Here is a 20,589-nt window from a genome sequence, read left to right as displayed (position 1 = left end):
CCTTCTTTAAATTAGATCTTATAAAATTCTTCTCTTGCTAGTTTTTATGCAGCTAAAGCCTTCGTTACCACTTCCAACACATCCTTCGACAAATTCTTCGTTGCCGCTACTTTTTGCAATGCGGCTTTCATTAATTCTTGATTGGCTTTTGGATATTTGGTCCATCTATCCATGCTTCTCGACAAGCGCGCTGCGACTTGCGGATTGAGTTTATTCAAAGCGATCACGCAGTCGGCCCACAATGCATAGCCGCTACCATCAGCGGCATGAAAACGCGCTGGATTCGCATTGCAGAAGGCGAAGATCAGACTACGTGCGCGGTTAGGGTTACTCATGCTAAACGCTTTGTGTAGCATCAAGGCGCGTACCTGTTCAACATCCGTTGTTGGCGCTGTCGCCTGCAGTGTGAACCATTTATCGATGACCAGCGCTTCATTTTCAAACTCTTTATAGAAATGCGCCAATACTTGTTTGCGTGTCTTGCTGTGAGCTTTATCGAGAGCCGAAGAACAATGCAGCATTGCACTCAAGGCTGCGATGCGATCTGTCATGTTTTCTGATTCTTGATACTGCGTGTATGCCAAGGCATAAGTCGCCGTATCTGGCCATTCCACCAAATAAGCTAAGGCACAATTTTTCAATGCACGCTTACCTGCAGCTTGCGCATCGGGGCTGTATTTACCTGGCGTCAAATTATCTTGATAGGCTTGCAGTAAATCCGCCTTTAAATGCTGCGCCAAAGTGGCGCGCACAAATTGGCGTGCGGTATGGATGCTGTGCGGATCAGCCATTATCATTTCTTCGGCTATCATGACTTCCGAAGGCAAAGTCAATACTAACTCACGGAACGCAGGATCAAGATCTTGATCGTTCAATGTCTTACGCAGCGCATTAATGAACAAATCATCCAGGCTTAATGCTTCAGCTTGTTGAACCGCACTGACCAACTTCAATAAACGACGCATCGCCAAGCGTTGTCCAGCTTCCCAGCGGCAAAATGGATCGCTATCGTGTGCCAGCAAATGCGCGAGCTGTTCATCGCTATAATCGCATTCCAACATCACTGGCGCAGAAAAATTGCGCAAGATCGACGGTGTGACTTCATTAGAGACATTAGTAAAAACGAAGCTTTGCTGTGCTTCTTTCAGTTCTAAAATCTTAGTCGTACTGATTGTAGATTCATTCTGCAATTGCAAAGCGATATCTTTACCCTCTGCATCAATCAAGCCAACCGCGACCGGAATATGAAAAGGTAATTTCTTCGCCTGCCCTGCCGTCTTAGGGCAAGATTGGCTCAAGGTCAAAGTATAAGTTTGGGCATCTGCGTTATAACTTGCTTCTGCTCTGACACGCGGCGTACCGGCCTGACTATACCAGCGCTCAAATTGCTTTAAATCACGTCCATTTGCATCAGCCATCGCAGCACGGAAATCATCACAGGTAACCGCTTGTCCATCATGCCGTTGGAAATACAAATCCATGCCTTTGCGGAAGCCATCATGACCCAGCAGCGTGTAATACATACGCACGACTTCCGAACCTTTTTCGTACACGGTCACGGTGTAAAAATTATTGATCTCGACAAAAGAGTCAGGACGCACCGGATGTGCCATCGGGCCTGCATCCTCCGAGAATTGCAATTGACGCAGCACGCGTACATCTTCTATCCGCTTCACTGCGCGACCCGTCTCGTTACCGACTAAATCACCAGAAAACTCTTGGTCACGGAAAACTGTCAATCCTTCTTTCAAAGACAATTGAAACCAATCACGACAAGTGACGCGATTGCCGGTCCAGTTGTGGAAATATTCGTGACCAACGACGGATTCAATGCCCGCGTAATCAGTATCCGTGGCGACGCGAGAATTTGCTAACACGTACTTGGTATTGAAAATATTCAAACCTTTGTTTTCCATCGCACCCATGTTGAAATCGCTAGTAGCAACAATCATGAAACGATCGAGATCGAGTTCCAAACCGAAACGTTCTTCATCCCAGCGTATGCTGTTCTTGAGAGAATCCATCGCGTGCTGGGTTTTGTCTAGATTGCCCTGCTCTACCCACACTTGCAGTAGCACTTTACGACCCGACTTGAGTTTGTATTTTTCTTCCTGACAGACCAATTTACCAGCGACTAAGGCAAATAGATAAGAAGGCTTTTTGAACGGGTCTTCCCATTTGGCATAGTGACGACCATCGCCGAGGTCACCTTGTTCTATCAAATTGCCGTTTGATAGCAACACGGGATACAATTTTTTATCGCCACGCAGCATCACGGTGTAACTCGCCATCACATCAGGGCGATCTGGGAAGTAAGTGATCTTGCGGAAACCTTCGGCTTCGCATTGCGTGAAGAAATTGCCGTTGGAGACATACAGACCCGACATCGTGGTATTTTTGTCTGCCGCAATCGCCGTTTCGATTTCCAGCGTGACCTGATCGGGTGCATTGCTGATGACTAAACGCTCTTTGGTCAAGGCGTACGCTGACTTTTTCAGGTTCACGCCATTCATGCGCAATTGCAAAAGCTTGATATCTTCACCAAACAAGACCAAGTCTTTTTCTGCGCTGTCGTGGTTACGGCGCATTGTGATACGGGTCGCAACATGGGTACGTAACGGATGCAAATCAAAGCCCATTTCGACGGTATCGACCCAGAAGCCGGGAGCAATATAATCTTTACGGTAAATCGTGACGGGTGCCGCGACAGGCATGTCTTGCGCTGGTTTTCGCATAAATTGAACTCACATCAAAAATGAAGCCACAGAAACTGGTGTGGTCTGCGGGGTAAGAAACAAAGCCTGTATTTTACCAAGCACAGACGTAGCTGGGCTGTTAAAGACGAAACTAGGGAAGTAAATCTGCACAAATTTCAGACCAAATAGATCGAATTACAGAGATTTACAGTGTTCATCATCAAGTGAACACAAGTGGTATGCAAACTCAGTCAAAAATATTCGCTATAGTTACAAAATCTCACAGACTTTTCGGCGAATTAAGATCATGATAGAGTCACAACATTAAGCGCTTTAACGCCAGACCAAGTATCATCGGGAAACACCGGAGACCGACATCATGAAATCCCTTAGCAAACGCCTGCTCTTAGTAAGTCTGATTTTATGTGCTACCGCACTCACTGGATGTGCCAGCACTTTCTCCAGCAAAATCAATACCGTCAATCAATTACCCGGCACATTCACCGATAAAAGTTACGCTTTAGCTGAACATCCGGAACAAGGAAAAGAACCCGAATATCAACATGCCAGCGAAGATTTAAAAGCGCGCTTGCAAGAGCTTGGTTTTAACGAAACGGAACTCAACAAAGCCACTCTTAAAGTCAGTTTGCAATTGATTTCGATACCCGGCAATACCCATGTATCATCACCATTTGGCTCAACCAGCTATATCGTCACACCTTCAGGAATGGTGATTCCCATCGGAGGATTTGAGCCATATCGCTTTTACCCAGGCGCAATTCGCTCACCTTATCGTTTTTACCCTCGATCAGTATTTTATCCGCGCTACTACGGCCCGCTCTATTCCCCATTTGGATTTGGACGACGCCTTGGTCCTTTTTATGGATCGGAACTCGATGTACGCCAATACTTTGATCATGGAGTGGAAATCACGATAACAGAAGTGGCGACTGGCAAATTACTATATTCGGTCACGGCCAAGACCACCCAAAATGACGTAGAAATTGATGCCTATCTTGGGCTATTGATAGAAAGCGCTTTACGTGAGTTTCCAAATAAGACTGGAGAAAGTCATGTTGAAATTCATTTGGAAAAATAAGGCGCATTAATTAATCGACTGACGTCTCAGATTGTTCGATGATTTGCGCTATTCCGCGATCGCCCAATAACGCCAACGCCGAATAAAAAATGCCCAATCCTGACGGGCTTGGGCATTTTTTTACAAAGGCTAATTAAATCGCCAAATCTTTCAATGCGTAAGTGAGCGCTCTATCGACCAAGGAATTTGCTTGAATCGTATTCACAGTGCCGCTGCGGTACTTTGTCTCTAAATCGGCCACGGAAATTGAAAAAGCCTGATCGCCCTGCCGGTTTGCAAATATAAAACTACTGCGTTTCGGACTTACCCAAGCAAGTTTATAACGCGTAATCTGCTCATCTTCCTCACTAAAGTCCAACCACATTCCACGCTCTAAGGTCGCCACTTGTTTAGTTGCATCATCATCCGCCTGCGCGACTTTTCCTTGCACAAAACGATCTAAGCGGCGATTACTGGCACGTTGTGCGATGTTCACAGCGATCTCTAATTGCCGGCGCGGCGATAGTTCTAATGGCGCCCGCGCCATAGCGGCGTGGCGTTCTGCTAGTTTAGAAAAGAATAGGACACGATCAGGTTCATCCCAACGTATCGCATTCAACCAAGCATTAAGCAAAGTGAGCATCGCAGGTAATTTAGCGATCAATTCTTTACGCTCTTCGGGACTGTTTTTCGGCTTCAGACTCCAGATCAAATCATCCATCGTCTTTAAGGCATTTTCTAAGGCATGCGGTTTTTCGTCTTTAACGCTATGCGCAATCGTCAGAATACGTATCCATTGCTCTTCCAAAAATACTTCTAGAAACCCCGCTACCTCACCAGTTTCAACCCGAATAGCCACGTCATGTTCGGCAAATTCCCTGGCCACTCGCATTTTCTCTTCACTCAGCGCGGTTTGTACCGGCTGGCTAATGGCAGCCTGCGCTTTGAGTTCTTCTTCCTTCAAGTAGGATTCGAGGTCTGACACCACATCCGAAAACAAATCAATATGCTGATCAAACTCTGACTGTACACGCTCGATCACGTCGCCAATCACACCTAACAGTGGGTCGACTGAAGCTGATTCCGCATCTAACAAAATACCCGAACTCCCCAAAATATCGAGCAAGGTTCGTGCTGGATGTGACTCACGGAAAAAGAAATCTCGATCAGACAAGGCAACTCGCACAATAGGAATCTGCAATTGTGCCATCATGCTTTTAATATCGTTACCTAAACTGGGATCGGCAAAAACATAATCAAAAATGCGTGCCAATAACTCGATTGTATTGCGCTCAACTATACTCAATTTTTGTGCGGAAGGCGCATGTAAAACCTTATGTAAGCGAGACTCAAAATGCGTGCTTGCACTGTCTTCCTGTGAATAATGCGTTTGCATATTGCGCAGATCTTCGAAGAATTGCTGATCAATCGTCGCTTTGTCTGGATGTTCGTCGTTCGCATCCAAATCATCCAGTTGATTCGTTAATGTATCGCTCACCATCGCCAGGCCACTCAACTCATAAAGTGGATCGGTATAAGCCAATTCAATTTGCCCTGAAAAAACACGTTTCAATTTATCTTGCAAATAAGGATCTAGACTAAACGATTTTTGCACTGGCAAATAAGCAGAAACGCCCGCAGACGAATCAAATGAATCATCGCTGTCGGGTCGAATTCCACGCGCCATCAACTCTTGATTAATGTCATCTAAAATTGGACTAAGCTGCAAAAATACTGCCGGCTGCAATAAGCGCAAAACCAATAAATGCGATGCAGGATTAGGATCCAACTCCATCCATGCCTGATGCACAGCTTTCACAAAAATTTCCGGCCGGAAGGGATTTTGCGTGACATCGATAGGCATGCGATTCAGAATACGGCCGATTAAAGTATTCAGCATCACCAAAGATTCTGCATTCAAGACTTCAAGCGCATGGCTCGCATTGCGCAATAAAATCTTCCCCTCCATTTCCTCATAGGTCTGGGCAGTATTGTCTAAGTATTGATCCTCTTTTTTTGCCCTTTTTCGGGTATTAAATACGCTCACTTCTTTCGTCAATGCGGTATTGATTTGACTAGCTACCAGGCGATAAAAAGCCGTACTATTGCGCTTCACTAACTGATGCGCTTCGTAGCTCACTTTGGCCTCTTCTGGTCGCACTGCCTGATCTGATAATTTAAATAATTGATCGGCCAATCGTGTAGAAAACGCTTCCAATTGCGAAGACACCAGATTCGTCGCCAGAGGTACCATATTTTGCAAAATCAACAATCGAGCAGCGCTGGTCGACTCCGCTTTCTTACCTTCGGGAGTCGTCACAGCGGAAGCATTTCTCTTCACTGAATTTGGAATGGCTGGAATAAGTGGAGTGGTGTCCATGGATCAATTCAAAAAAATAAACAATTAGCCTATACCACCTAAGCTCGGTGAAATACTTACACGCCGTAATAGGCTTCAGTCGCAAAAGTAATCACAACGATTAAGGCAACTGCAAACAACAATACCAATAATAATCGACCAAATTTAGGCGTGCCGTCATCGGTCGATGGCGATTTCTTATCGCTGACCTGATCTTCTTTTGTCATAAAATTTCTGTGCTTTCACATTTCAATGCGTGCTTGCATTGACTACCCTTGAGTATATGTTGTTTTCCATCAATTCGACTAGTAGCCGCGCGACAATTCTGTATGCAAGACCCTCACTGGCACAACAGATCTAAATATATTGAATAAAAAAATTTGGCCCGCAATTCCATAACCAACTAATCTTTTTACCATCATTTACGACTTAATAAGTACATACCCACGATCACCAAACTAGCACCGGCGAGCTGCCATGCTGTGATTGCTTCTTGCAAAAACACGGCGCCAAGTACCAACGTTGATACTGGACCTATCATGCCAGCTTGTGAGGCCTTGGGCGCACCAATTTTTTGGACTGCGAACATAGTCAAAAATACAGGAAAAACGGTGCATACTATCGCATTCACTAGCGATAAAGATAACACTGGCCAACTTTGATTCAACGAGCTAATTGGACGCAGAGCAATAAACTGGCCAATGCAGGCAAAACTAGACACACACATGGCGTACGACACTAAGCGCAAAGCACCGATTCTCTGCACCATCTCGCCAGATTGAATCAAATAAGTCGCGTAAGCAATCGCCGAACCCAACACCAAGGCGGCGCCAAGTATTACCTGTTGCCCATTGAAAGACAAATCATGCATAAAAACGAAAATTATGCCGGAATAGGCTATCCCTAAAGAGAGATATTCAATCGGACGGATTTGGCGTTTAAACCATAAGACATGAATCAATAAAACGAACGACGGCGTCAGAAATAAGATCAGGCGTTCCAAACCTGCGGAAATATATTGCAACCCGAGAAAATCTAAAAAACTCGACAAGTAATAACCGACCAAACCCAAACCAAGTAGACGCCAACGATCCGAGGTAACCAATGGCACATGCTTCCAACCCTGCCAAATAGCAATTACGGCAAAAATCGGCAAGGAGAACAACATCCGAAACGCGATTACTGTCACCGCATCTAATTGATAAGCGTAGAGAAGTTTAGCAACGATGGCTTTAGCAGAAAATAGAATTGCTCCCGTAATCGCCAAACCCAAGCCAATGAGTTGTTGACGTCTATGCGCTTGCGACAAAATAAAACTCCTGAGAAAAGTCTTGAATACTCGGACTATTGAATTATCAACTCCGTGCTCAATCCAGTGATTAAACCAGTAACTAAATCACTAATTAAGCACATCGCGAGTTAAATGGTGTATCGATGCCGTGATGCTGCGCGACAAGTCGCCTATTTAATTAACGCACGCCGCATGCTCATGCAGTTTGATCAGGTATATTAATTTCAAAACGTGCACCACCTATACTTGCTTGCGAAATGCGTATGCTACCGCGATGGAGAGTCACAATTTGCTTAACGATTGCCAATCCCAAACCAAAACCACCGGTACTACGATCGCGGCTACGATCAAGTCGGTAGAAAGGTTCAAAGATCTTGTCACGATCTGCTTCGGGAATGCCGGCGCCATCATCTTCCACAATCACGATATACGCATTCGCCTGCTGCTTGAGCGTGAACACGATATTTTTTTCCGCATATTTCAATGCATTCTTTAATAGGTTTTGTATGGCTCGCTCTAATAAACGTCTATCGCCGACAAGCGGCAGTCTCCGAGCTTCTGACAATTCCAACACTTGTCGTAGTTGAATATGCCCAGGAACAGGCGGCAAATGTTGTATACAGGTTTGCATCAAATCGTGCGCATCAATTGCTTCGACCATAATCTGACCCTGCGCATCGAGCTTTGCCATATTGAGCAGTTCAGACACCAAGCTATTTAGCTCACTCAAATCTGCCTGCATTGCTTGTATTCTCAGTCTGTTCTTGTCCGAAGGCTGTATTCCCAGCGGACTATCTTGTAGGATTTCTAGGGCAAATTCCAAACGTGCAATCGGTGTACGCAATTCATGCGATACCGAATGTAAGAGGTTTTTCTGCGAATTGATAAGCTGCTCGATGCGTCCACCCATTTGATTAATTTGCTGCGCTAAGGGATAAATAGCGGCGGTACTGGCAACACCAGCACGTGCGGCAAGGTTGCCATCACCTATTTCCTCAGTTACATGAGAAAGCGCCTGTATGTCACGCCAATGGGCGCGTGACCAAAAGGCGATAGGAATCAACAAGACCAGTGCGACTATCACAAACCGGACAATTTCAAGCTGAATATTGAACCAGTAATCAATCGGAAGATTTTGAACTTGCAAGACATCTTCGTCACTGCCTATGTATTTTTCACCGTCAAGATCAACCCGACGATAAAGGGCACGATTTGCAGCATCGACCACGATTCTGCCTTGACGCAATTTTGCTCTTTGCGCTCGATCAAGTTTCTCCATTGCTTGTGGTAGCGGAAGCAATTCGAACGGTACTTGCGAGACCTCTCGAACCTTGTTTAGACGCGCTAGCCATTCGTCCGTTGCAGCTTTATCGATGTACTGTTCGATCAAAAATATTTGCGGTGCAGCTTGACGTTCAGCATTTTTTTCTATGGGGTCACCAAAGATACCAATAATTACCGCATACACCAGCATGGTCGCGAAGGCGATTGACAGTAACACCGGCAGCAAAAATCTCAGGAACAGGCGATTCACTGCCTACCTCGACAGGCGATACGTACAACACAAACATCAATCCAATCAAACCGCATGTAATTTCTCCTAGCGGGCTATTTTATAAGAATGTTCCGATCAGACGCGCAGTTTTTATAAAAAACCCTCAGTTTTCTCAAGAATTCCAAGCTTTATACAAATTGAGGACAAATTCCCCTTACTTTGCGGATGAATCAGTTCTCAATCAATCATAAGATGGGAGCATCATGATCGTATGCCATGCACCGACTAGAATATTCATTTACCGCATCTACTTTATTAAGGGCAAAGGAACTCACCATGTCAGCTTTGATTTCGCGTTTCCGCGCTCTCACACTGATTTCTAGCTTAAGTGTCAGTCTTGCTGTCAGTCTCTGTCTCAGCCTGAGCGGCTGTGGCGGCGCTGGAAGCATTGGTCACGCTGAGCTTGGTAGAGTTCCTGCGCCAGTCGCCACGAGCGAATTCCTGAGCCTGGTCAAGGATGCAAACTGTGCCGAATTTAAGAATCGCCTGCTAGTGATCGATCAGCAATATGTGCTGTGGGATAAATCCGGCAATTGTGCTGATGCCTCTTACGCACAAAATTTATATGGCACCAGCCCATCGACATTGCTGTGTTCACATGCAGATTCGATCGCAGGACCGCGCACGACTTGCAACGATGCAGGCGCGGAGAGCTTGTTTAAAACAATGATCCTGAACCTCGACAAAGCAGATTTAGGTCTAGGAAGTTCTCATCAAGTGCAAAGTATTGCTATTCCAGGCGCCAACAATAATTCGATTAACTTCACGGTATTGCCAGTGTCATTCTATCACGGTTCTGCACCGGATTTTAGTCTCATCAAAGATAAGCAGGCCTGGGATGCTTTTTGGAACGTTTCTGGCAGCAAGCCCGCTTCCAACATAGTGGCCCCAGATTTTAATGCCGAGATGATACTAGCAAAATTCTATAAGACAGTGAATGATTGCAGCATTATACGCTTCTTGAAAGTGAGCTCAGACGGCCAAAAATTGCATGCCAGTTTCATTGACGAAGAGCGCGTTTCCGTTACTCGCTGCGACCTCGAAAACACGGGCATTAGCACGCCAATGCAGATGATTGAGATGGCCAAGGTCGACTTAACAATAGAGTTACACCACGTAAATTCCGCACTGATTTCACATCGATCGGTCGCCAGTGGGGTGAATTCAGGAATTCGCACTGCTCGCGGCGTCGTAATCCGTGATCAGGCAAATTGGCAACAACTCTGGCAAGAACATCAGTCTGGCGATGGAAGTGGCAGCAGTAGCTCCCTACCAGTCGTAGATTTTTCCAAGAAAATGTTGATCGCGGTTTTTCTCGGAACGCAAGCTTCAGGTTGTTCCGGGATTCAAGATCTCCATATCTGGCGTGATGCAGGCAAAATAGTAACGACACATTATGATGTGGTGGCTGGTCCAACCAGAATTTGTACCGCGAATATCACAACGCCTTTTTATATCGCTGAAGTGAATCTCAGTTCGGAAAATGTAGAATTTATTAGCGTACAGGCGCTCATCCCATAAATGAATCTAAAAGAAGGCAAAATTTATCGTATCTGAGCTTACTACAGACAACATGTTTAACATCTTTATCCTTGATCAATTTTCATAGTTGTTTTAATGAAGTATTGAAAATCAAATTCTGAATTTTTAAGTGTTTTTTCTAAGGTTTCAAACCCGAATTTATATCTCAATTGTAAAATGACACATCAGTTATGACTGTTTTACAATTTTGAGAATCAACAATGAATAAAACTTACCTCTTACTCATCGCGACATTTGGCATAAGCAGTTGTGCTTACGCTCAAAGTCCAGCGCAGAATCTGATGCCCGATGGTAGTCATGATATGTATCTGGGACTCGGTGTTTTGTCACGTCCCTTGTATGAAGGTGCCAATCGCACCAAAAGGCGAATGGTACCTGTGATGCAAATGCAGTGGAGTAATGGTGTTTTTGTTGCAGGTATGAGTGCAGGCTGGCACCTTTCACAAACATTTGATCAGGAATTTGGCCCCATTATCAGCCTAGAACCTAGCAGAACAGCAAGCGGCACCTCGGGTAGCATACAAGTGTCAGGTGATTCGCGTAACGATGTTTTCTTTCCAGAATCCGGCGTGCGATATAGCAGTGCTCAGCAAAACAGATTACTCGGTTTAGATGATATTCATACCCGCCTGTTAGTTGGTGGCTTCTATAATTATCAGCTCAACAGCAATCTAAGACAAACCAATACGCTCGTATTTGGTGCGGGTAATGATCAGCGTGGCATACGACTTAGCAGCGATCTGCGTTATCACTTAAAAGATGCACTACCTCATCACCAATTTACCTTTGGCGTTGGCTTTACGCTGATCAACCACGCTTATGCGAATTCCTATTTCGGCGTAAGTAAACTTGAAGCTGATCGCAGCGTCAATTCAAGCTATTCGGCACACGCTGGAATCAAGGATGTGCATACCGACATTTTTTGGAACTGGAATTTAAATTCATCTTGGATGATCACCTCCAAATTAAACGTCAACCGTTTAGTCGGTGAAAACAGGAATAGCCCTTTAATTGAACGTAAAGCGAATGTTTCGGTCTCGAGTGCAATCGCCTATCGCTTTTAAGATACCACCAACTAATTTTTTCACCCACTTTTTTATTAATTCAGTTTATCTATTGAAAACCATCGTGAATCTTCGTAACACATTCTTTGCTATCTTCCTTCTCACTGGCGCCCCCTTTGCGCTAGCGCAGTCGGCTGACGACAATAAGCGTCCACAAGATGCTGAATGGATGAGTTATCGCGATGCCTACCGCACCATGCTGTGGTTTGAAAAATATGGCAAGGCAAAAAATTTAATTCAACTACAACTGCAAGTGGTACCAAAAGATAATGCGAGTTCGATAGACAGTCTACGCCTGCATATCGTCGGTAAGAAAACACACCTTGATCTAGCACTCGATACTTTGGGACGCACTTCACTCCCGCTGCTCAAAGCGGCTTATGATGAAAACGCTGAGTTGGTGATTAATCAAAAAGCTGGCCAGGCGGGTTTCCGGTTTAGAACTAGCATCGCGATCCGTTCCGATGGCATCTATGAATTAGCCGACCTGCGTGCTGCCTGTGAACAAGCGCTTGCCTATCAAAGCTATGTCGACTACACCGCGTATCGTGGCAAAAGATGCGTCGGCGTACGTTTTGCATTTGGGAAAAAAGATAGCGTGGCGATGGTGGAATTCAAATATTTAAATCAAAGCAATAGCTTGCCTCTGGTCGACAATTCGTCAATTTGGCCTGATAGTCCTGCCAACTTCAAGATAAGCAATGTGATTTTCGGCGCACCTAGCAATGTAGCCAACAATGTTCAGACAACTCTGCAAACAGAAAAAGGGCAGATACATACACGTACCAGCCCTTTAACGATTATTGCCTTAATTGAGTGAACAGTATTAATGAAGCTTTTCTTAAATATTCGGCTTCAAATATTCCGCTTCAAATAAGATGTATTAAATAAATTATTTATATAATAATTTTTAATAGAGAATTACTCCCACGCTGAAGGTGAAAATAAATAGCCCTCACCCCACACCGTTTTAATTTTCTCAGAGTTCTGATCGTCAAAGCGACGGCGCAAGCGAGAAATTAAATTATCGATACTGCGATCTAGTCCATCAAATTCTATCCCGCGCATTTTCTTCAAAATATCATCTCGCGACAAAACTTTTCCAGGTGATTCTGCCAAAACCATCAACAATTTAAATTCAGTATTCGATAACTCTATTGCATCCTGACGCCAATGCACAAGACGATCACTACGCGAGATGTGCAAAGCGCCGAATTGCAACTGATCGACATCGCTAGCGTTTTGACTAAGCACAGGATTCGCGATCCTGCGCACCAAGGCACGCAAGCGCGCTAACAAAATACGTGGTTGCACCGGTTTACTGACGAAGTCATCGGCACCTTGCTCTAAGGCAGAAACTTCGTCGTAGGAGTCTTCGCGGGCAGTAAGAATTAAGATAGGTACACGACTAATTTCACGGATCTGGCGGCAGACCACCATACCATCCAAGCCTGGCAACATGAGATCGAGCACTACTAGATCAGGTGAACTAGTCTGAAAATGAGCCAACGCCAGATCCCCACGCGGCACAAGATCCACTGCAAATTCATAGGATTGCAAATACTCAATAATCAAACTGGCGAGGCGTTCATCATCCTCGACTAACATCACACGAAACATAGGCTTTCTCCTTAGCCGCATTGTATAAGGGCGGCTCTCTGACGGCAATCAAATCAGAGAGAGAAAAACGCAGAAAGTTCCAGGTTTTCAGGATTAGAATCAGAATAATCGCCGCAAGTACCGTGGATATTACAAGAATAGGCAGATTACGCCCAAGTAAAACAAGCTAAGCCGCTGCCACAAGCGTACGGGCAGGAAATTGCACACAGAATTTGCTACCAACATTCACCGTCGATTCGATCAACAATTGGGCTCCATGGCGAATCAATACGTGTTTGACAATCGCCAGCCCCAATCCTGTCCCTTGCGTTTCACGCGAACGGCTTTTATCGACCCGATAAAATCGCTCAGTCAGGCGTGACAGATGTTCCTGACTAATCCCAATTCCATTGTCCTGCACTACACATTGCGGCCCCTGAAGAGTATTCCGCCAAATCACTTTGATTTCACCATGCTCAGGCGTATATCGAACTGCATTCGTCACCAGATTGCTGATAGCACTACGAATTTCATCGGTACTCCCCATAATATCTGGGCCGTCAAATTCCAATTGAATGCGATGTTTACCTGCCGACAAAGCCTGCGCCTCCTGGCAGATGTGTTTTAACATCATTTGCATATCGATTACTTCATTCCGCACTTTAAATTCTGTCGATTCTAGACGACTCAAGGTCAGCATATCTTCCACAAGGCGTTGCATACGCTCGCCCTGCTCCACCATCAACTTCAGATGTGAGGAACGTATAGAGACTTCCATATCGGGCTGCATGGAAGCGATTTCTAGAAAACCATTGATAACAGTAAGCGGCGTGCGCAACTCATGCGAAGCGTTCGCAATAAAATCACGTCGCATCATATCAATTCTTTCAGATTCGGTAATGTCGTGGGTCACTAAAATCTGGCGCCGGTTTTCAAACGGAATCACGTGCACAATCAACTTTCGGTCACGTAGCGACAAGGTCAACGGTGTGTCATAACGGCCAAGAATAATGTAATCGATGAATTCAGGCGTGCGTACAAGATTCGTCACTCGCATGCCTTTATCGCGGGTCAAATCAAGCCCTAAATGCCGTTCTGCAATCGGGTTACACCACTCCAAAAACATCACGTCATCCATAATCACCAAACCGTCTGGCAACAAGGTCATCGCTTGTCTAAAGCGCGCCAACCATTCAGCCAATTCTGTTTGATTTTTTTCATCACCTCGACGTAATTTGTACAAGCGGGAAAAAATTTCTGTCCATGCGCCCCAACCATCTGGCAAACGTGCACTATTCGGATTATCCAACCAGTCTGACAAGTTCAACAGATACTGCAACTGCACCACTATCAACACAATCATGCCGCACAGCGCCAGCGCCAAGCCTGTGATCACGCCCCAGAAGTAAGCACCCGCAGCCGCAGCCGCAAGTATGATCGCCACACGTACGGTGGCGGAAATCCAAAAGATGAGATGAGGATGCATTAGTGCTTAAGTGAGTTGAAAAAAAGAGGGGATACTGGATATAGTGTCTGAAGCTCAGTGCAATTGCAGCATATATATAGCGAAAAAAATTAATTGGCCGTCTATTTTAGCCATGAATGAAGGGCTAGTGTTGCTTGAGATGCAGAGCACAGTGGGCGATGACCAATGTACGAAGTTATTCATCCGTATCTTGCCCCCCTTTTCCAAGCTTACTTTTCGGAAAGCATATATCCAACGCTACGAATTGTCTTAATTAATCCCTCTGCACTTTTTAAGACTTTACGCAAACGCAAAACGTGGACATCGACCGTACGTTCTTCGATCACGACGTGATCACCCCACACTTTATCAAGCAGCTGACTGCGCGAGAAGACACGCTCCGGATGCGCCATAAAAAATTTCAACAACTTGTATTCGGCATGGCCGATGTCAATTTTCTGATCGTCAATCTTCACCGTACAACTAACCGGATCAAGATGTACATTGGCAATATCCAGACTAGTTTGTGCGTGTTCAGGGCTCTTACGACGCAACATCGCCTTGATCCTTGCCGTCAATTCGCGCGGGGAAAATGGTTTGGTGATGTAATCATCTGCGCCATGATCCAGACCAGAAATTTTATCCTCTTCCATGCTCTTGGCGGTCAGCATGATCACGGGCATTTCATTAAAATTTCTATCAGAACGGATCCGTGACAAGAGTCGCAAACCACTTTGATCTGGCAACATCCAATCCAGCAAAATTAACTGCGGTGTGCGATGCTGCAGAAACTCCCAAGCTTCTGCAGTATTACCAACCGCCACCGTCGTCCAGCCTGCGGCACGTAGGGTAAAACTAATTAACTCGCTAATGGCTGGTTCATCTTCAACAATCAAAATCGTGGTTTTATCAACTGACATAGGGTTTTTATTCTTTTCTATTTGGATGCGAACTGGTTTGCAAATTTCTAGTCGCTAAATTCTAATCACAAATTTCTATTGTGGTTGCGAATTTTTTTCCTGTTTACTGGCAACATAATCCGAATGACGGATATCACGCCCTTCAACAATGTAAATCGTATGTTCCGCAATATTTTTTGCGTGATCACCGATACGCTCTATCGCCTTGGCGACCCATAAAGCATCTAATGCAAATGAAATCGTACTCGGATCTTCCATCATAAAAGTAATCAGGTTGCGCATGATAGAGCGGAAATCACTATCAATGATTTCATCAAAGGCAATCAATTCAACTGCTTTTTTATCGTCGTGGCGTGCAAATGCATCTAAAGACTGATGTAACATTTGGCTAACGCTGCTCGCCAATACGCGTACAGTTTCATAGCCGCTGAACATCGCGCTACTGCGATTCTTACTCATCATTTCTTGAGCAATACGGGCAATCTTTGTGGATTCATCACCAATCCGTTCGAGGTCGGTAATCACTTTCCCAGTGGCCATCACCGTACGCAAATCATTCGCCGCTGGTTGACGCTTAACGATCAAATGGCTACACATGTCATCTAACAATACTTCTAAGCGATTGACTTCTTCATCGGACTTAACAACTGCCGCCGCTTGTTCGCTGTTGCCAGTGCGATAGCATGTCATCGCGTCTTGGAAATGGTTTTCTACCAGACCGCCCATTAATAATACTTGAGAACGGATTGCTTCTAAATCGTGGTTATACTGAGATGATGAATGTTCGCCTGTCATATCGACTCCTGAATTCTGAATTTTCGTATCTAAATTTTCGTACACTGCTGTGCTAAAGAATAGTGTGACTAAACGTTAAGCCTTAACCGAAGCGACCAGTAATATAGTCTTGCGTTTCTTTACGTACAGGGTTCATAAAAATATTATCGGTCTCACCGAATTCGACCAACTCGCCCAAATACATATACGCTGTATAGTCGGAGCAACGCGCTGCCTGTTGCATATTGTGAGTAACGATGGCAATCGTGTAATCCTCTTTCAATTCATTGATCAATTCTTCGATCTTGACCGTCGAAATCGGATCGAGTGCAGACGTCGGCTCATCTAATAATAAAACTTCAGGTTTAACGGCCACACCGCGCGCAATACATAAACGTTGTTGTTGGCCGCCAGATAAGCTTAAACCGCTGCTATTGAGCTTATCTTTGACTTCATTCCATAAGGCTGCTTTTTTCAAAGACCACTCTACGCGTTCATCCATTTCGCCTTTTGACAGGTTTTCATACAAGCGCACACCGAATGCAATGTTGTCATAGACCGACATAGGGAAAGGTGTAGGCTTTTGAAACACCATACCAACCTTAGCGCGCAAGAGATTAATGTCCTGCCCTGGCGATAAAATGTTTTGGCCATTGTAGATAATCTCACCCTCTGCTTTTTGACCTGGATACAAGTCATACATGCGATTAAATGTCCGCAACAAAGTTGATTTACCACAACCAGAAGGACCAATAAAGGCTGTCACTTTTTTATCGAAGACCTTCAAATTGACATCATGCAAGCTGCGATTGCTGCCATAGTAAAAATTCAAATTCTTGGTTTCTATGCAGGCTTTTTGCTCTACTACAGGTTTAGTATTTGGAATCATCATAGTCAACTCTAAATTATTTATGCACTTTTTGTGCGAATACAGTACGGGACAGAATATTCAGTGCCAACACACTGAACGTCACTAATAATGCGCCTGTCCAAGCTAGGCCGCGCCAGTTATCATACGGGCTCATTGCAAACTGATAAATCACCACCGGTAAATTAGCCATCGGCTTATTCATATCGGTATTCGTAAATTGATTGTTCAAAGCAGTAAATAGCAAAGGGGCTGTTTCGCCGGAAATACGCGCGACCGCCAATAAAACACCCGTCAAAATTCCGGCTTTCACGGCCTTCACACGAATAAAGAGGGCAACTTTCCAGCGTGGCGCTCCGAGTGCAAACGCGGCTTCACGCAAACTAGTAGGAACCAGCGCTAGCATATTGTCGGTCGTGCGAACTACGACTGGTATAGCAATCAATGAAATCGCCAATGTTCCCGCCCATCCCGAAAAATGCTTGATGTGCGCGACATAGATTGCGTACACAAACAATCCTATGACGACCGACGGCGCAGACAACATAATGTCGGTCACAAAACGGGTCAGGTCGCTAAACCAGTTTTTCTCGCCGTACTCGGCTAGATAAATACCTGCCAGAATACCGATCGGTGTGCTGATCAAAGTCGCAAACCCCACCATCATCAAACTACCAATCAAGGCATTCGCCAAGCCACCACCTTCTTCGCCAGGCGCTGGCGTTGGTGCAGTGATCGCCTCCCAGCTTAAAGAGCCCATACCTTTAATCAGCAGAGTAAATAAAATCCACATCAAGAAAAATACGCCCAATGCCATTGCAGCTGTCGAGAAGAAAATACCTATTCTATGTTTGCGCAAACGCGACTTATAGACTGAATTCACTGGAGTCATCGCTTTATCTTGGCTTTGTGTCATTTCACACCTTCTTTTCTTTTCATGCCCAGCAATAGAAATTTTGCAGAAGCTAATACGATGAATGTAATCACAAACAAGATGAGTCCGAGTAAGAACAATGACGCAACATGGAGCTCCGATTCTGCCTCAGCAAATTCATTCGCCAAACTAGAAGCGATACTATTACCGCCAGCGAACAGCGACCAATGCAATTTGTGCGCATTGCCGATCACAAAGGTAATCGCCATAGTTTCACCCAAGGCGCGCCCCAAGCCCAACATCACGCCACCGATCACACCCGCTTTGGTATACGGCAGGACAATTTTGCGCACTACTTCCCAACGCGTGCAGCCAAGACCATAAGCCGATTCTTTTAACACAGGTGGCACAATTTCAAATACATCGCGCATGACAGAAGCGATAAATGGAATGATCATAATGCCGAGAATAATACCGGCAGTCAGCACACCAATGCCTATCATGGAGCCAGAAAACAATACACCAATCACAGGTAATTTACCCAAAGTATTGGCGAGTAATGGCTGACCGTAAGTACTGAAGAACGGTGCAAAAATAAACAGACCCCACATACCGTAGATGATACTAGGGACACCAGCCAACAATTCGACCGCGGTTCCTAAAGGACGTTTGAGCCATGTCGGGCAGATTTCAGTCAAGAATAAGGCAATTCCAAAACTGATAGGAAAGGCGATCAGTAAGGCGATGCCCGATGTAACAAGGGTGCCGACGATCGCAATCATACCGCCGTATTTGTCATTGATGGGATCCCACTCTATCGTCGTGATAAAGGCAAATCCGAATTCCTTCATGGCTGGCATGGCACCGTAAAATAAAGAAACGACGATACCAACCAAGACCAGCAAAACCATCAAGGCAAAACTAAAAGTGAGTTTATGGAACAGAAAATCTTGCAATTTCTGTTTGCGCATAGTCGAACTATGCTGAGTGTTGGGAGTTGTTTGAGAACTTGTCATCGCTGGACTATCTTCCTGTTTAGCATCCCGATTCAGAAATTAGGGACACAAGGTTCTTCGCTGTGGCAGTTTTATTTTATTTATTTGTATTCACTTGATGCACAAACATCCCAACTAAATCGTTGGGATGTTTGTGGCGTTCAAGTTTGTCTAATCAGGCTACTTCTAGGATTAATACAAAGCTTTTCCGGAAGCATCTTTCAAATTTGCTTTCCAGCTAGCGTGAATCAGTTTAGTGACATCAGCTGGCAATGGTACATATTCCAATTCCGTTGCCATCGCTGCACCATTTGCAAATGCCCAGTCAAAGAATTTCACAACTTCTTGGGTATTCGCTGGGTTTGCAGGAACTTTATGCAACAAGATGAAAGTCGCACCGCTGATAGGCCAGCTATCTTTGCCAGTTTGATTTGTCAACACGACACCCATGCCTGGAGTTTTCGCCCAATCAGCGCCTGATGCCGCTGCTTTGAAATTCACGTCATCTGGCTGTACAAATTGGCCGTCACGGTTCTTCAATTGTGTATGAATCATTTTATTACGCTTTACATAAGCATATTCTACATAACCAATCGAACCTTTGATACGCTGAACGTTCGCTGCAACGCCTTCATTACCCTTGCCACCCAAACCGACAGGCCATTTCACGGCAGTACCTGAACTGACAGTCGTTTTAAATTCAGGGCTGACTTTAGACAAATAATCTGTCCAAATAAATGTTGTACCAGAACCATCTGAACGATGAACCACAGTGATATCTTCTGCTGGCAATTTCACGTTTGGATTGAGTGCAGTAATTTCTGCAGCATTCCATTTAGTGATCGTACCCATGTAAATTTTTGCCAAAACTTCACCAGTCATCTTCAATTGACCGGGTGTCACACCATCTAAATTCACAACAGGAACCACACCACCGATCACTGCAGGAAATTGCATCATGCCATCAGCTTCTAATTCTTCTGCTTTCAAAGGCATATCAGATGCACCGAAATCCACCGTCTTTGCTTTAATTTGTTTGATACCGCCGCCAGAACCAATAGATTGGTAATTAATAGTGTTTCCCGTTGCCTTTTTGTAAGCATCAGCCCATTTTGCGTAAATTGGGTAAGGGAAAGTCGCGCCAGCGCCAGTCACTTCAGCGGCATGCACAGACGAAAAAGCCATAGCAGCACCAGCTGCAACAACTAAGGACTTAACAATACGATTAAATTGCATATTTACCTCGATTAAATGGGGAAAACAAAGCTGTATGTCATTTGATTTCTTTTCTTTACAGCACGCAGGCCGCACAGTTCAACTAACACGAGCCGAACTTTACAAGTTGAATATGACAAGAATATGACAGAGCTCAGCAAATGATGAAATATTTGCCGTATTGAAATTATTTTTGTCATAAACTTGTCACAATCGACATTTACACTCTTAGCAAGACAAATGCTCCACGCAGCGCCTATACTCACTTAATCGAAAAATCATGATGAATCCTGA

General features: G+C 44.8%; 17 protein-coding genes. 4 read left to right on the top strand and 13 right to left on the bottom strand.

All coding sequences use genetic code 11. From position 1 onward, the window contains the following. Positions 1–44 precede the first annotated feature (44 nt). Positions 45–2,714 (bottom strand): aminopeptidase N, encoded by a 2,670-nt coding sequence (gene pepN / locus ACO0KW_RS01405; RefSeq protein WP_423051929.1) that lies wholly within the window; start codon positions 2,712–2,714, stop codon positions 45–47. A 361-nt stretch (positions 2,715–3,075) separates the two neighbouring features. Here pepN and ACO0KW_RS01400 point away from each other — a divergent pair, with 361 nt between their 5' ends. Then, positions 3,076–3,795 (top strand): DUF4136 domain-containing protein, encoded by a 720-nt coding sequence (locus ACO0KW_RS01400; RefSeq protein WP_423049908.1) that lies wholly within the window; start codon positions 3,076–3,078, stop codon positions 3,793–3,795. Positions 3,796–3,928: 133 nt separating this feature from the next. Here ACO0KW_RS01400 and ACO0KW_RS01395 read toward each other — a convergent pair whose 3' ends face one another. The 4 genes from ACO0KW_RS01395 to ACO0KW_RS01380 form a co-directional block, all read right to left on the bottom strand. Next, positions 3,929–6,154, bottom strand: coding sequence for a DUF1631 family protein (locus tag ACO0KW_RS01395; RefSeq protein WP_423049906.1), 2,226 nt, complete (start codon positions 6,152–6,154; stop codon positions 3,929–3,931). Positions 6,155–6,210: 56 nt separating this feature from the next. Beyond that, positions 6,211–6,360, bottom strand: coding sequence for a hypothetical protein (locus tag ACO0KW_RS01390; protein WP_423049904.1), 150 nt, complete (start codon positions 6,358–6,360; stop codon positions 6,211–6,213). A gap of 191 nt (positions 6,361–6,551) precedes the next feature. Further along, positions 6,552–7,442: a DMT family transporter gene (locus ACO0KW_RS01385; RefSeq protein WP_423049902.1), complete on the bottom strand. Its 891-nt coding sequence runs from the start codon at positions 7,440–7,442 to the stop codon at positions 6,552–6,554. A 178-nt stretch (positions 7,443–7,620) separates the two neighbouring features. Next, positions 7,621–8,958 (bottom strand): ATP-binding protein, encoded by a 1,338-nt coding sequence (locus ACO0KW_RS01380; RefSeq protein ID WP_423049900.1) that lies wholly within the window; start codon positions 8,956–8,958, stop codon positions 7,621–7,623. Between the two features lie 297 nt (positions 8,959–9,255). On the opposite strand from ACO0KW_RS01380, the gene ACO0KW_RS01375 reads away from it, so the two are divergent. The 3 genes from ACO0KW_RS01375 (at position 9,256) to ACO0KW_RS01365 (ending at position 12,405) form a co-directional block, all read left to right on the top strand. Further along, on the top strand, positions 9,256–10,500 hold the full coding sequence (locus tag ACO0KW_RS01375) for a hypothetical protein (RefSeq protein ID WP_423049898.1): 1,245 nt from the start codon (positions 9,256–9,258) through the stop codon (positions 10,498–10,500). A gap of 221 nt (positions 10,501–10,721) precedes the next feature. After that, entirely contained in the window at positions 10,722–11,585 is an 864-nt protein-coding gene (locus tag ACO0KW_RS01370) for a MipA/OmpV family protein (protein ID WP_423049896.1), read from the top strand. Positions 11,586–11,649: 64 nt separating this feature from the next. After that, entirely contained in the window at positions 11,650–12,405 is a 756-nt protein-coding gene (locus ACO0KW_RS01365) for a hypothetical protein (RefSeq protein WP_423049894.1), read from the top strand. A 101-nt stretch (positions 12,406–12,506) separates the two neighbouring features. Here the strand turns inward: ACO0KW_RS01365 and ACO0KW_RS01360 are convergent, their stop codons facing one another. The 8 genes from ACO0KW_RS01360 to pstS form a co-directional block, all read right to left on the bottom strand. Continuing rightward, entirely contained in the window at positions 12,507–13,205 is a 699-nt protein-coding gene (locus ACO0KW_RS01360) for a response regulator (protein WP_423049892.1), read from the bottom strand. 166 nt (positions 13,206–13,371) lie between these two features. Further along, a complete protein-coding gene (gene phoR, locus ACO0KW_RS01355; protein WP_423049890.1) occupies positions 13,372–14,670 on the bottom strand; it encodes a phosphate regulon sensor histidine kinase PhoR in 1,299 nt (432 codons plus the stop codon). Between the two features lie 209 nt (positions 14,671–14,879). Continuing rightward, positions 14,880–15,569 carry a phosphate regulon transcriptional regulator PhoB gene (phoB, locus tag ACO0KW_RS01350; RefSeq protein ID WP_423049888.1) on the bottom strand — a complete coding sequence of 230 codons (690 nt, stop codon included), beginning with the start codon at positions 15,567–15,569 and terminating at the stop codon, positions 14,880–14,882. A 75-nt stretch (positions 15,570–15,644) separates the two neighbouring features. Next, on the bottom strand, positions 15,645–16,364 hold the full coding sequence (gene phoU, locus ACO0KW_RS01345; RefSeq protein ID WP_423049886.1) for a phosphate signaling complex protein PhoU: 720 nt from the start codon (positions 16,362–16,364) through the stop codon (positions 15,645–15,647). A gap of 82 nt (positions 16,365–16,446) precedes the next feature. Continuing rightward, positions 16,447–17,232, bottom strand: a complete 786-nt coding sequence (pstB, locus tag ACO0KW_RS01340) for a phosphate ABC transporter ATP-binding protein PstB (protein WP_423051927.1) — start codon at positions 17,230–17,232, stop codon at positions 16,447–16,449. 16 nt (positions 17,233–17,248) lie between these two features. Next, positions 17,249–18,127 (bottom strand): phosphate ABC transporter permease PstA, encoded by an 879-nt coding sequence (gene pstA, locus ACO0KW_RS01335; protein WP_423049884.1) that lies wholly within the window; start codon positions 18,125–18,127, stop codon positions 17,249–17,251. Beyond that, positions 18,124–19,101 (bottom strand): phosphate ABC transporter permease subunit PstC, encoded by a 978-nt coding sequence (gene pstC / locus ACO0KW_RS01330; RefSeq protein WP_423049882.1) that lies wholly within the window; start codon positions 19,099–19,101, stop codon positions 18,124–18,126. The genes pstA and pstC overlap by 4 nt, the downstream gene beginning before the upstream one ends. A gap of 171 nt (positions 19,102–19,272) precedes the next feature. Further along, positions 19,273–20,316, bottom strand: a complete 1,044-nt coding sequence (pstS, locus tag ACO0KW_RS01325) for a phosphate ABC transporter substrate-binding protein PstS (protein WP_423049880.1) — start codon at positions 20,314–20,316, stop codon at positions 19,273–19,275. Positions 20,317–20,589 lie beyond the last annotated feature (273 nt).

This window comes from Undibacterium sp. Ji22W (assembly GCF_049340305.1).
Lineage (GTDB): Bacteria > Pseudomonadota > Gammaproteobacteria > Burkholderiales > Burkholderiaceae_D > Undibacterium.
The sequence above is the reverse complement of the archived record's forward strand: the minus strand, read 5'-3'. Positions and strand labels throughout refer to the sequence as shown.

What these genes read in the sequence shown, in the direction of transcription:
- phoB (WP_423049888.1), bottom strand. Translation starts at nt 15,569, where the DNA reads ATGTCAGTTGATAAAACCACGATTTTGATTGTTGAAGATGAACCAGCC.
- pstB (WP_423051927.1), bottom strand. Translation starts at nt 17,232, where the DNA reads ATGATTCCAAATACTAAACCTGTAGTAGAGCAAAAAGCCTGCATAGAA.
- ACO0KW_RS01360 (WP_423049892.1), bottom strand. Translation starts at nt 13,205, where the DNA reads ATGTTTCGTGTGATGTTAGTCGAGGATGATGAACGCCTCGCCAGTTTG.
- ACO0KW_RS01370 (WP_423049896.1), top strand. Translation starts at nt 10,722, where the DNA reads ATGAATAAAACTTACCTCTTACTCATCGCGACATTTGGCATAAGCAGT.
- pstC (WP_423049882.1), bottom strand. Translation starts at nt 19,101, where the DNA reads ATGACAAGTTCTCAAACAACTCCCAACACTCAGCATAGTTCGACTATG.
- pstA (WP_423049884.1), bottom strand. Translation starts at nt 18,127, where the DNA reads ATGACACAAAGCCAAGATAAAGCGATGACTCCAGTGAATTCAGTCTAT.
- pstS (WP_423049880.1), bottom strand. Translation starts at nt 20,316, where the DNA reads ATGCAATTTAATCGTATTGTTAAGTCCTTAGTTGTTGCAGCTGGTGCT.
- phoU (WP_423049886.1), bottom strand. Translation starts at nt 16,364, where the DNA reads ATGACAGGCGAACATTCATCATCTCAGTATAACCACGATTTAGAAGCA.
- ACO0KW_RS01400 (WP_423049908.1), top strand. Translation starts at nt 3,076, where the DNA reads ATGAAATCCCTTAGCAAACGCCTGCTCTTAGTAAGTCTGATTTTATGT.
- ACO0KW_RS01395 (WP_423049906.1), bottom strand. Translation starts at nt 6,154, where the DNA reads ATGGACACCACTCCACTTATTCCAGCCATTCCAAATTCAGTGAAGAGA.
- ACO0KW_RS01390 (WP_423049904.1), bottom strand. Translation starts at nt 6,360, where the DNA reads ATGACAAAAGAAGATCAGGTCAGCGATAAGAAATCGCCATCGACCGAT.
- phoR (WP_423049890.1), bottom strand. Translation starts at nt 14,670, where the DNA reads ATGCATCCTCATCTCATCTTTTGGATTTCCGCCACCGTACGTGTGGCG.
- pepN (WP_423051929.1), bottom strand. Translation starts at nt 2,714, where the DNA reads ATGCCTGTCGCGGCACCCGTCACGATTTACCGTAAAGATTATATTGCT.
- ACO0KW_RS01375 (WP_423049898.1), top strand. Translation starts at nt 9,256, where the DNA reads ATGTCAGCTTTGATTTCGCGTTTCCGCGCTCTCACACTGATTTCTAGC.